The 11,822-nt window shown below is 46.7% G+C and carries 10 protein-coding genes; 6 read left to right on the forward strand and 4 right to left on the reverse strand.

Going from position 1 to position 11,822, the window contains the following annotated elements; translation table 11 throughout:
• Positions 1-21 precede the first annotated feature (21 nt).
• The 3 genes from LG219_RS13655 to LG219_RS13665 all read left to right on the forward strand — a co-directional run bounded on the left by LG219_RS13655 (position 22) and on the right by LG219_RS13665 (position 2,736).
• Complete coding sequence (locus LG219_RS13655) at positions 22-1,581, forward strand: aminotransferase class V-fold PLP-dependent enzyme (RefSeq protein ID WP_226765010.1); 1,560 nt, start codon at positions 22-24, stop codon at positions 1,579-1,581.
• A 166-nt stretch (positions 1,582-1,747) separates the two neighbouring features.
• Positions 1,748-2,500 (forward strand): substrate-binding periplasmic protein, encoded by a 753-nt coding sequence (locus LG219_RS13660; protein ID WP_226765011.1) that lies wholly within the window; start codon positions 1,748-1,750, stop codon positions 2,498-2,500.
• Between the two features lie 59 nt (positions 2,501-2,559).
• Positions 2,560-2,736: a DUF1289 domain-containing protein gene (locus LG219_RS13665; RefSeq protein WP_226765012.1), complete on the forward strand. Its 177-nt coding sequence runs from the start codon at positions 2,560-2,562 to the stop codon at positions 2,734-2,736.
• 14 nt (positions 2,737-2,750) lie between these two features.
• Here the strand turns inward: LG219_RS13665 and LG219_RS13670 are convergent, their stop codons facing one another.
• The 4 genes from LG219_RS13670 to LG219_RS13685 form a co-directional block, all read right to left on the reverse strand.
• On the reverse strand, positions 2,751-3,644 hold the full coding sequence (locus tag LG219_RS13670) for an endonuclease (RefSeq protein WP_226765013.1): 894 nt from the start codon (positions 3,642-3,644) through the stop codon (positions 2,751-2,753).
• A 611-nt stretch (positions 3,645-4,255) separates the two neighbouring features.
• On the reverse strand, positions 4,256-5,620 hold the full coding sequence (locus LG219_RS13675; RefSeq protein ID WP_226765014.1) for a pyridoxal phosphate-dependent aminotransferase: 1,365 nt from the start codon (positions 5,618-5,620) through the stop codon (positions 4,256-4,258).
• A gap of 8 nt (positions 5,621-5,628) precedes the next feature.
• On the reverse strand, positions 5,629-6,834 hold the full coding sequence (locus LG219_RS13680) for a cysteine desulfurase family protein (protein ID WP_226765015.1): 1,206 nt from the start codon (positions 6,832-6,834) through the stop codon (positions 5,629-5,631).
• Between the two features lie 55 nt (positions 6,835-6,889).
• Positions 6,890-7,750, reverse strand: coding sequence for a hypothetical protein (locus LG219_RS13685; protein WP_226765016.1), 861 nt, complete (start codon positions 7,748-7,750; stop codon positions 6,890-6,892).
• Between the two features lie 723 nt (positions 7,751-8,473).
• Between LG219_RS13685 and LG219_RS13690 the strand changes: the two genes are divergently transcribed.
• The 3 genes from LG219_RS13690 (at position 8,474) to cueR (ending at position 11,772) form a co-directional block, all read left to right on the forward strand.
• On the forward strand, positions 8,474-8,671 hold the full coding sequence (locus LG219_RS13690) for a heavy-metal-associated domain-containing protein (protein ID WP_182076044.1): 198 nt from the start codon (positions 8,474-8,476) through the stop codon (positions 8,669-8,671).
• Between the two features lie 125 nt (positions 8,672-8,796).
• Positions 8,797-11,229 (forward strand): heavy metal translocating P-type ATPase, encoded by a 2,433-nt coding sequence (locus tag LG219_RS13695; protein ID WP_284691693.1) that lies wholly within the window; start codon positions 8,797-8,799, stop codon positions 11,227-11,229.
• A 108-nt stretch (positions 11,230-11,337) separates the two neighbouring features.
• The gene (cueR, locus tag LG219_RS13700) at positions 11,338-11,772 is read left to right on the forward strand and encodes a Cu(I)-responsive transcriptional regulator (RefSeq protein WP_226765017.1); all 435 of its coding nucleotides are present in this window, start codon (positions 11,338-11,340) and stop codon (positions 11,770-11,772) included.
• Positions 11,773-11,822 lie beyond the last annotated feature (50 nt).

An 11,822-nucleotide genomic window follows, 5' to 3' on the forward strand; every position in this document is an offset into this window, starting at 1 on the left:
CCAAATAGAAGGTGAGCCCCGATGAGCGACGCGATAGCGACAACTAGCAGTGAAATTTATCTGGACGCCAATGCCACCACGCCGATTTTACCGGCGGCGCAAGCGGCGATGATACGGGTGCTCAGCGATAATTTTGGTAATCCGGGCAGTCCGCACGGCGCGGGGATTCGGGCGCGAATTGAGCTCGACCGCGCCCGCACTGCCGTGGCGGCGGTGCTGCAATTGCCTGCGAACAGTTTGATTTTTACTTCTGGCGCGACTGAAGGCATCCAAACTGCGGTGTTATCCGTACTGCATCCGCAGCGTGGCGCGGCTTCGCTGCGGGTGTTATACGGGGCCACTGAGCATAAAGCCGTTCCCGAAGCGCTGGCGCATTGGGGCGAAATTTTGGGCCTCACGCTGGAATTGCTGCCGATTCCGGTTGATCAACACGGTCGACATGATTTGCCTTGGCTGGCTGAAAACGCCAAGGATGCCACCTTGGTGTGTACCATGGCGGCCAATAATGAAACCGGTGCGATTAGCGATTTAGCTGGCATTGCCCGTGTGCTCGATGCGCTGCCAGTGCGGCCCTTATGGTTGGTTGATGGCGTGCAGGCTTTGGGCAAATTGGCCGTCGATTGGCTGGGCTTGCGAATTGATTATGCTCCGTTCTCAGGGCATAAACTGCACGCCCCCAAGGGCATTGGCTTGCTGTATGTACGCGCCGGTGCGCCGTTTACGCGGTTATTGGCCGGTGGCGGGCAAGAAGGCAATGCGCGCTGTGGTACTGAAAACCTACCCGGCATTGCGGCATTGGGGGCCGTATGTGAAGCCATATTGGCGGGGCAGTGGCAAGCTGACGCGTTGGCGTTGGCGCATCAGCGCCTAAAAACCGCGCTGCTACACGCCTTTCCTTCGCTGGTGATGAATAGTCCTTCCCAGCACTGTTTACCCACGACGATTAATTTTTCTTTACTCGGCATTCCCAGCAAATGCGTACTCGATTTATTTGACTCGCTGGGTTTACGGCTGAGCGCGGGCTCGGCGTGCAACAGCAAAAACGCCAAACCGAGCTTTGTATTAATGGCGATGGGCTTAGGTGAAGCGCGTGCCTCCAGCGCGATTCGTTTATCGATTTCGCCCAACGTCTGTGCTGCCGATATCGACGCCGCTATCGAGCGAATCGCCCTTGCTGGACAAATTTTGCAAACGCATCTGGACGACATGCTGCAGCTGGAACAAGTGGCGTTGCCAGACGAAAACCTTGAACTCTCTAGCCGCTATGCCGTTACCGCCGAGCAACTTCCGGCGTGGCAGGCTGTGTATCCAAAGGGGGTATTGGTCGACATCCGTGAACACTGGGAGCAAATCGCTACAGGCGCTTATCCGGTGGGGATGATGATTGAGCATCATTCATTAAGCCAATTACCGCGCTGGCTTGGTTGTCTTGCACTCGATCGGCCGCTGTTACTTGCTTGCCGCAGTGGTCGGCGCAGCGGGCAACTACTCAGCCTGATGCGTGCTAAAGGCTACACGCAAATCTGGCATTTGGCCGATGGTCTGGCGGGATTGCCGATGCCGAGCGCAGTCGAGCAATGATAGGCATCTTGTGATGCGGCGGATGAATTAATTAATTTTAAGGGCGCTGACGAAATTTCTGCTGCGGCGATCAACGGCTGCTAATCTAAATGTGAACGTTGACGAATCGCGTTCGGTGTCTCGATCATGGATTGAGCGTGCTTACGAACGATTTGGCGAGGAGTCCATGATGCGTTTGATTTTAGGAATGTTGTTGGCGAGCTTGAGTTTAAACTGCGCGGCACAAAAACTACGCCTACTGGCCGCCGAATATCCACCGTACACCTCGCAAGCTCTACCCAAGCAAGGTGCTTTGATCGAAGTCGCCAAAAAAACCCTTGCACCGCACTATCAGTTGGAGATTGTCTTTGTACCGTGGGCGCGGGCGCTCAATGAAATGAAGGCCCGTCGCGCCGATGGCATTATCGGCGTTTGGCCCAATAGTTATGTGGACACCGGCTTTCGGGCGTCGAGCCCGATTTTTATCAGCAAACTGGGCTTTTATGTCCCCACCGCGCAGCATGTGGCGTGGTTAAATTTAACTCAATTGCAGGGGCAGGTTGCTGGTGGGGTCCGCAATTATGGCTATCCAACGGCGCTGTATAAAACCGGCGTGCACATTGATGTTGCCAACGACGATCAAAGTAATTTAAAAAAACTCGCGGCTGGGCGAATTGCTTTTGCGATTTTAGAAAAAGCCGTTGGCGAATATTTGCTGTCGCAGCCGGATTTAGTCGCTATCGCCCCCAAAGTGAGCTGGCAAGAGCCGGCTTTTTCTGAGCAAGCACTCAGTATCGCTTTTGCCCCGCAAGACAAAGTGCCATTGGCGGTTTTTGAGCGGGGATTGCGCCAACTTCAGCATTCGGGCGAACTCAAGCAAATCGCTGCCCGCTATCGTGTTGATCTACCTAGTCGCACTGCAATGCTTGCCGCGCCGTGATAAGACTTGTCAGCGCGCTCGCATTCGCGTTCAATACGCGCTTTTTTGCAGGCTAGGCCATGACTGTCGCATCACCGTGTATTCAGCAATGTAAACTCGACCCCGCAGGCCAATATTGCCTAGGCTGCCGCCGTAGCTTGGACGAAATCAAAGCTTGGTCGAGCAGCAGCGACGCTGCCAAACATGCCGTTTGGCAACGCCTAGCGCGCGTGCCGCCCAGCGCGACATCGAACTGATCGAACTCAACGAACTAAGTCGGGCAATACTGCGCCAATACTTCCGGGTTACTCACCAAAGGATTGCCGCTGCCTTGTAGCCCGACAATGCGCTGATCGCGTTTGATCTCCCACGCATCCACCGGATAGGTTTTGGCCCAAGCGCACATCAGCTGGCGATCTTGCTTACTCAGATTGAGCTGGTACTGCTGGTGCATATATAAAGTAATCCGCGCAGCACGGCCGCGCACTTCTTCGCGCGGCTGAACTTTCTTGGCTTGAAAATCAACAATCGTTTGGCAACTGCCATACATTGGCTGTGGATTACGCGTCCACGCGCTAAAGGCGTAATTGCTGCGATCGCCATTCACCTCGCCGACTGCCGGCACCAAATTGACCAAATCACCCTCGGCAATTTGATAGATGGCATCGTTTGCGCTGCAATTTTTGCGGCCACCGTTTTTCCAGCATTGGCGTTGATGACCAATCACCCACGCGGGCACCACATGCTCCCATTCCAAGCGGCGCGCGCGCTCGGCATTTTTACGCGGCTGATAATTACAACTGGCCCAGTCGATGACTTTGCCGGAGTATTGGCAGCCACAGTAGAAATCTTCTTCCATGCCGGCAAATACCCTAGGTAATACCTTTTTGGCCTGCGAAAAATCCCGATGCCCGACCGGATTTTGCCGCGTTGCCATGACGACATTTTCGGCATTGAGCGGCGGAGAATCGCCCGCTGGTGGTGGCGTGGGCGAAGTTAGCGCCGCCAAACCTTGCTCGGCCCAATCGCCAATTTGCTGCACGCCAGCGCTATTAAAAAATTGCTTAATTTGCTCCGTCGCCTGCGTCACGCAGCCGGATAAAGCCAGCGTCAACACGCCGCTAAGCGCCAACGACATCACGCGGCGAGAATTTAAAAAGGACATGGGGAATCGATCAAAGAAGGGAGAAAAACAATTGAAGCAGTGGCAATACCGCATGAATTCAATCAAACCGCCGACAGTATAAAATCGTCGTCAGAAATCAACTAGGGTATTCGTAAGATTTGGCACGGTAATAAGTACAAAACCAATCGCACCGCGCGCCGCACTTTGGATCAGAGACGGCAGTTTATACGGATAACAAGTGAATAACATTGCCTAACAATTTCAAAACCATTCACTCGCGATGAATGAGCTTTGCTTTCGGCTGTTTGTTAATTGAATTGGAGTCTTTGCTTGATCATTATGCTGATTGGTTTATCTCAAGTGCATGCCGAAACACCGCCGATTTGCATGAAGTTCGACAGTCAGATTACTGGGAACATACGAAATAAGTCGCAACCGATGCATGCTGCGGTATTAGTGGTTGGATTAAAGATGAAGACCTTGAAGATCAATCAGCAGAATCACTAGGGTTGTTATGAGCTTAATTCTCCGCTGCGAAGCCGCAGCTACGAAAGTCATTGATCATATTTCACGACGTCAGTAGTTCAATGACACTGAATAGGTTTCCATTCATGGTGAGCATGTCAAGTTATAAATGGAAACCTAATTCGTTATGCTGCAATATTTAATTTGAGAATTGCTTCTCGAAGTCTTGGAATCGTTGCTGCGATTTGTTCTGGCGCGATAGTACAAATAGCCGCTCGAAACCAATTATCTGCTTCAATTGAAGTTGTACCAAAACTAGTAAATGGAACTATCGCAATTCCTGCCTGATCGATAAAATACAAACTAATATCTTTTGCAGTTTTTATTTTTTTTCCATTCGGCATCACCTTGTTTTTTAGATCAAAATTAATAGAGATATAAATACCAGCCATTGGCAGCATAGAGTCAACGGGCAAGCCTTCTTGCTTCATAGTCTGAATTGCCGTATGAAGTACAAGCATAGAATTAAGTATTTTGTTTTTAAATAAATGTAAATAATCTAGAAGATATTTATCATTTTTTAATAAAGCTGCCATTGCTAGTTGCTCTGCTTTAGGCGCTATTGCGCCGATATGTTCTATCATTAATTTCATTTTATTAATGACTAATTTTGGTCCCATCGCCCAACCAACTCTAATGCCTGTCGCGGCAAAAGATTTTGAGCCACCATCAATAACGATCAAATAATCTTTTATTTCAGGGCAAAGTGAAGCGGGGTTGTAATGCTCAGCATTCTGCGTCAGCATCCAATATATCTGATCATAAATAAGGTACAATGGCTTCTCAGAATACATTAAACGCCTTTTGTTTTCATAAATGACTAAATCACATATTTCTTTCAAAACTTGCTTGGAAAACATGGTACCGACGGGATTCTGTGGGGAGCATAGCGACAATACGCGAGCTTTTTTTAATGAAAAGCTAAGATCACGGGCCGTTGGTAAAAAGTGATTCGCTAATGATGTCTGTATGGCCATCGATTTGGCACCACACATTTTTGCATAGTACATATTATTCCAAGATGGTGCTGGATAAACTACCAATTCACTAGGACTCACTAAGCTTAATAATGCTGCATACAATAAAGGCCGTGCGCCACCTGATATAATTATTTCGCCAGATGGATCGTAATCGACATTAAAATTTTTACGCGTCAATTTTGCGATTTCTTCGCGTAATGAATATACACCCTCTAGTGGTGGATAATCATTATGCCTTGCTTCATACGCGTTCTGGATTTCTTGCCGTAGAAATGCAGGAATAGGAAACTGAGTCGTATCAAAATCACCAATAATCAAATCACAAATTTCTTTCCCTTTGGCAATTTGCTCTTGCACATAAAATTCAAGCTGAATTATTTCAGAATAATCCAATTCGTTCGCCAAATTAGATAATTTATTTTTCTCAGTCGACGCAATTGAAAATTTTGTTTCCGCTGATAAGCTTGAATAAATCGTGTCGGTTTTATTCAATAAAGAATCAATAAACATTTTATATCCTACTCATAACTTAAATGAGGAGCTGTCATACGTAAAACTCTTTTTACTTCTGCTAACGTAAAATCAATTTCTTGATCGGTAGTTTTTTTTCCTAAGCTAAAACGAATAGTGGCTTGTGCCAAATCATCGGGCAAACCGATCGCTGCCAATACATGGCTAGGAGATAAGCTACTTGAAGAACACGCAGAGCCAGTACTCACAGATATACTTTTTTTCAACATGCTGAGAAGTTTTTTTCCATCGGTATTTTTGAATGAAATGTTGCTTACATGGGGTAGCCTAGAATCTGTACATCCATTAATTTGTACATTGTTTAATATGGATAATTCTTGCTCTAATTTATTGCGCTGTTGGGCAATACGTTCTAATTCGCCATTTTTTAAGGCTAGACAAGCTATTTCAGCTGCTTTACCAAAACCGACAATTCCCGGTACATTCAACGTGCCCCCCCTCATTCCTTGTTCACTACCTCCGCCAGTAATCTGAGGTAATAGATCAACCACTCTTTTACCTTGTTGATTCCGTAAATACAGCGCACCTACACCTTTGGGGCCATAAATCTTATGTGCAGAACAAGTCAGAATATCAATTGGGCATTGCTGTAAATCAATATGAATTTTACCCAGTGCTTGAGTGGCGTCGGACATAAATAAAATATCATTTTTTTGAGCAATAGCGGCAATTTCATGTATAGGATTAATCGTCCCTAATTCATTATTTGCATACATCACAGTAATTAGAATTGTTTCATTGGTAATTAATTCTTTTAGTCGTTCAATATCAAAACTGCCATCTGGTAATGGATCAATATAAGAAATTCTAGCTCCTTTGCACTCTAAATCTTTTAACGTCATTAAGATGGATGGGTGTTCTATTGATGAAGTGATAATATGCTTGCCTTTGTTCTTGCAAGCACGAAAGACCCCTCTAATTCCTAAGTTATTACTTTCTGTCGCGCCTGAAGTAAAAACTATCTCTTTCGGCTGCCCACCAATTGAATGAGCGAGTTGTGCTCTCGCCTGTTCTACCGCTTGGTATGCATTCCATCCATGCAGACCAAACATACTGGCAGCATTGCCAAAAGTAGTACAAAAATAAGGTAACATCGCTTCTAAAACAGCTTCATCACAAGGCGTGGTCGCATTGTAATCAAGATAAATAGGTAAATTTAGTTTTTCGGTATTCGAATTACCTAGCAAAGACATTTTAACGCTCCTAAATTAATTTATTTTAAATTTATGCACTGAGATAAAATGGTTTTTAAAAAATCTCAGATAAATCCATTTCAAAATTGCTCATGGTTTTCAATACATAATTCTCATGATCAAAATCCGACAAGAAAACATTGCTAATTTTAACTAGACTATGGTTTGTTTGTTCGCGCTGTAAAAATAATTTTAACCCCACCTCTGTCCCAGTAATTACTTTGTTGTAATCTTCTGTTTCTGAAAAATCAATAATGTGGAAAGCATTAGTGTGTGGGTTTAGTTTTGATATCTTTTGATAAGTATCTTTGTAATGCTGGGCCATAATTAGTGGGCATTTAGCAGTCCAAATATCTTTCATTTTTGATTCGGCCAAAGTTATTTTCTGACCTTGTTCATTTTTAAAAATAATTTTTTTAAGGCCTGAGGTTTCTTCGATCGACAGTTCTGGATAAAGATGCATCGAATTAGCAATTATTTTTCTTAAGGCTTGCAAACCGCGATTCTTGCAATTGCGCTCACCTTGAAGTAGCAATTTATCACGCTTCACAATACTGTATTGTGCTAGTACGTTTTCTAATTCATTTGGCAGTTTTTCAGGTTCAATGGATTCCACATTAGCGAGGGGAATGGAAATGTCACACACTTCGGCTCCGCACTGCAAACCCAAATCATCAATTAATACACCAAGTACAACCTTTAATTTTTTTTTATGTTGAACAATTGAATTGTTGGCAATCCGTAATACTTTATGCAAAGATTCAATTGAAAATTCTGTGATTGGGTAACGTGGATCATAATGTCCACCCTCTAAATAAAAAGCCGAGACGATGGGATAATTAATATTGACATCATCATGAATCATTTTTAGTAAAACACGCTCTACATTCCCGACTAACTTTTCTGTTAATTGCATTTATCGACCTCTAGATTTTCAATTAAAAATTGATAAGTAATGTTATTTGAGGCTTAAGTCATCACAGTGCGATCAGCATTTATTTTGATAAAGCTTGACCCGCTGTAATGTGCTTTCTTAATGGTTACGTGAAAGTAACACGAGCATGGAGATACTAGGGTTTACCATTATGGTAATGTCAAGCTTTTGTTCGATGCATCGTTCTCAGTGGCGATATCGCAACAACTGGATCGCCCTTGAAAGAGGGATGGCTTGTTGCTGATCAAATCATGTGCAGTTGTCAGTTCAGGGATTAAGGCTGTAAGTTTGAGCGACGAATAAAGCGGTGCTGTATTTCGGCGAAGAATCACGCCCCTATTTGGGGAAACGTGGAGCTCAAATTTTCCTAGCGCACACTCAGTTGTGACGCCACAGCAAATCCAAGCATCCATGGCAACGGGGGCGTGTGTGGTCTTGCGGTGTTCCAAGACGCGTTCACTCGGCGACGCAAATATAAAAGCGGAGTGGGCTGCTTGGGGTTGCGTCAGTCAATGAATCGCGAGCAGCCTTTTGCGAGGCGGTGTTTCACCGCGCTTAATGCTTGTCCCTGCTTGGATGAGAGTTAGATGCTGACATTGGCATTGGCATCGGATAGTGCTGCTGCAACCACTCTTGACTTTCCCACTATGACAGCCTGCATAGTGAATTTACGGTCAATTGATCGGCATAATAAAGGAAGCCCCAATGTATAGCCTTAAAGTTGAAAAATTAACGTGTAGCAGATGCGTCACCAAAATTAATAATGCGCTGAAGTCTGTTGACGATAGCGCTGAAATTGTCATTGATCTTGCGCTTAGTCAGCTTCAAATTACCACTAATGCGTCGCTGGAAGCCGTGAGAGCATCACTTTTAAATATGGGTTATCCAACCACCGTCCTCTAAGTATCACTAGCCGCTAAGCGCTTCAGATCGGCGCGCTTAGCATGCACTCGCCAGTTAGCGCTTGACCTTGCCGCAATGGGAAGGTTGAAACTACCGCCATGATGACTATGGAAGGAACCGCAACAATGACCCCATCTGCCTTAGTAATGAGTTCGAATCGATTATTAAAATTTGATATTGATGGTATGAGCTGCGCTAGCTGCGTTTCTCATATTGAGAATGTGCTACGCAATACGCCTGGCGTCGTGAATGCCAATGTTAATTTGGCCATGGAAAATGCCCAAGTTACTTTGCAAGATGGCCACTCTGAGGCCAGCATACTCGCCGCAGTGAATGCGGCAGGTTATCAGGCAAGGCAAGTGAATGCCTTAGCAGATACTGAAGTTAAAATGAATATTCAGGGCATGAGCTGCGCCAGTTGTGTTGCCCATATTGAAAGTGTGCTGCTCGCTAGCCACGGCGTTGTTTCGGCCGCAGTGAATTTAGCCACAGAAACCGCCCAAGTGGTATTAAAAGCCGGGGTCGCTCCCAGCACTTTATTGGATGCCATTGCAGCAGCAGGCTATAAAGCCAGCCTAGTTCTTGCCAACAGCCCCGCCCCCGCTCGTGAATCAGCGCCAGCGCTATGGCCGATCTGGCTTGGTGCCTTATTATCTTTGCCACTGGTTTTACCCATGCTGTTGGAACCCTTCGGTTTTCATCACTGGGCATTGGCAGCGTGGATACAATTTTTACTCGCCACCCCTGTGCAGTTTGGCTTGGGGGCTCGATTTTATCGCTCGGCATGGCAAGCGGTACGAAATCGCCGTGGCAATATGGACTTATTGGTTGCCCTTGGCACCAGTGCTGCCTATGGGCTTTCGGTTTATCACTGGTTATTTGAGTCATCGACTGGGAGTCCGGGCGCTTTGTATTTTGAAGCCTCTTCCGTCATTGTGACCTTGGTGTTATTGGGTAAATGGTTGGAATCACGCGCCAAACAAGAAACCACCGCCGCCATTCGAGCGCTGCAGGCATTACGTCCAGCCACTGCGCGATTGCGCCAAGCCGATGGTCAGACGATTGAAGTTGCATTAGAACAGCTGCGCTTAGGGGATCTGGTGCTTATTTTACCTGGCGAGCAAGTGCCAGTTGATGGCGTAGTGCGTGAAGGTCAAAGCGAGCAAGACGAATCGATGCTCACCGGAGAAAGCATCCTGATCAACAAAGAAATCGGGAGCAAAGTCACCGGCGGAGCCATTAACCATGATGGTGTCTTGCTGGTAGCAACCACGGCCTTGAGTACGGAAAGTACGCTGTCGAATATTATTCGCATGGTGGAAGATGCTCAGGCGGGTAAGGCGCAAATTCAGCGTCTTGTCGATCAGGTTAGCGCTGTTTTTGTTCCGGTGGTGCTGGTGCTAGCATTGATGACTTGCTTGGGGTGGTGGTATTGGGGCGGCCAACTAGAAACCGGCATTGTGTATGCCGTTGCCGTGTTGGTGATTGCATGCCCTTGTGCTTTGGGCTTAGCAACCCCCACCGCGATTATGGTAGGAACGGGGGTGGCGGCCAAATTTGGCATCTTGATCAAAGATGCAGCCGCTTTAGAGTTGGCGCATAAAGTCGATGTGGTGGTGTTTGATAAAACAGGCACTTTAACGCAAGGCAAGCCTAGTCTTGTGCAGCTGATTGCACTCGACAACGACCAAACTCGGCTATTGGAGCTTGCCGCGGCATTGCAACGCGGTAGCGAGCACCCATTAGCGCAAGCGGTTCTTGCCAAAGCTGACGAGCAGCAACGCTTCAAAGCAGAAAACATTCAAGCCTTACCTGGCCGCGGTATTGCTGGAGAGATTCTCGGGACGCAGTATTTACTGGGTAATCAAAGACTGATGCAAGAGCATCACGTTGATACTGCGGCCATGCAGCAAGCACACCGGCAAGCGCAGGCGAACGGCCAGACCGTATCATGGTTAGTGGCGCAAAATGAGGCGCAAAGTCCTAAGCTCATCGGCATGCTGGCCTTTAGTGATCAGCTAAAAAGCACCGCCAAAGACGCGATCATTCAACTTCGCGCTTTGCAGGTAAAAACGGTGATGTTATCGGGAGACAATCGAGCCGCAGCATTACGGGTTGCCGAACAATTGGGCATTGATGAAGTGATTGCCGAGGTTTTACCACAAGAAAAAGCCCTGCATATCGAAGCGATACGCGCTCGGGGTCACGTTGTGGCGATGGTTGGGGATGGCGTGAACGATGCACCTGCACTCGCTGCTGCCGATGTTGGTATCGCGATGGGAACGGGAGCCGATGTTGCAATGCACGTCGCCGGTGTGACCTTGATGCGGGGTGATCCACAATTGGTCAGCCAAACCATTGAAGTCTCGCGTCTGACCTATAGAAAAATCCGACAAAACTTGTTTTGGGCTTTTATTTTTAACACCATTGGCATTCCTTTGGCCGCATTCGGCCTGCTCAATCCAATGATTGCCGGCGGGGCAATGGCGTTTTCGAGTGTGAGTGTTGTATCCAATGCTTTGTTATTAAGACGCTGGGGCCCAAGGCGGCAAAAATAATATGGTATATCTGTTTTTTACGATTAAATCAGCCGGTCAACGCTGGCTGCAATCCGGGCGAGACAACGACGCAAGCAATTGCTTGCTTAATCTATCAGAGGGCAATTAATGAATATCGGACAGGCAGCAACGCTCAGTGGTCTGAGTAGCAAAATGATTCGGCACTATGAAAGTATCGGCTTGATAAAACCGAAAGGACGCAGCGCTGCAGGCTACCGAATTTATAATGAGTTTGATCTCAGCCAACTGCGTTTTATTCATCAAACTCGGCAATTTGGCTTTTCACTAGAACAAATTGGCCAATTACTGATGCTTTGGAACAAAGAAGATCGCGCCAGTATTGACGTAAAAAAACTCGCCGAACAACACATTCTGATGCTCAATTCAAAGATCCAAGCCATGCAGCAAATGCAAAGTACGTTGGCGCAATTTGTTGAAATTTGCCCAGCCAGTGATGATTCCAATTGCCCAATTTTAAATGCATTAGCCGGAGGGCAGTGGCATGTATCAGAGCCATGCTGCGCGCAGCATGAATTGATTTAATCGCGATATGGTCAGTCAGTCGATCGCCTCTGGCCATCGGCGGGCATAGA

Origin of the sequence: Deefgea salmonis (genome assembly GCF_020531905.1) — a bacterium.
In the GTDB taxonomy this organism is placed as follows: Bacteria; Pseudomonadota; Gammaproteobacteria; order Burkholderiales; family Chitinibacteraceae; genus Deefgea; species Deefgea salmonis.

Coding starts and splice junctions, on each gene's coding strand:
- LG219_RS13655 (WP_226765010.1), top strand. CDS start 22: ATGAGCGACGCGATAGCGACAACTAGCAGTGAAATTTATCTGGACGCC.
- LG219_RS13660 (WP_226765011.1), top strand. CDS start 1,748: ATGATGCGTTTGATTTTAGGAATGTTGTTGGCGAGCTTGAGTTTAAAC.
- LG219_RS13665 (WP_226765012.1), top strand. CDS start 2,560: ATGACTGTCGCATCACCGTGTATTCAGCAATGTAAACTCGACCCCGCA.
- LG219_RS13670 (WP_226765013.1), bottom strand. CDS start 3,644: ATGTCCTTTTTAAATTCTCGCCGCGTGATGTCGTTGGCGCTTAGCGGC.
- LG219_RS13675 (WP_226765014.1), bottom strand. CDS start 5,620: ATGTTTATTGATTCTTTATTGAATAAAACCGACACGATTTATTCAAGC.
- LG219_RS13680 (WP_226765015.1), bottom strand. CDS start 6,834: ATGTCTTTGCTAGGTAATTCGAATACCGAAAAACTAAATTTACCTATT.
- LG219_RS13685 (WP_226765016.1), bottom strand. CDS start 7,750: ATGCAATTAACAGAAAAGTTAGTCGGGAATGTAGAGCGTGTTTTACTA.
- LG219_RS13690 (WP_182076044.1), top strand. CDS start 8,474: ATGTATAGCCTTAAAGTTGAAAAATTAACGTGTAGCAGATGCGTCACC.
- LG219_RS13695 (WP_284691693.1), top strand. CDS start 8,797: ATGACCCCATCTGCCTTAGTAATGAGTTCGAATCGATTATTAAAATTT.
- cueR (WP_226765017.1), top strand. CDS start 11,338: ATGAATATCGGACAGGCAGCAACGCTCAGTGGTCTGAGTAGCAAAATG.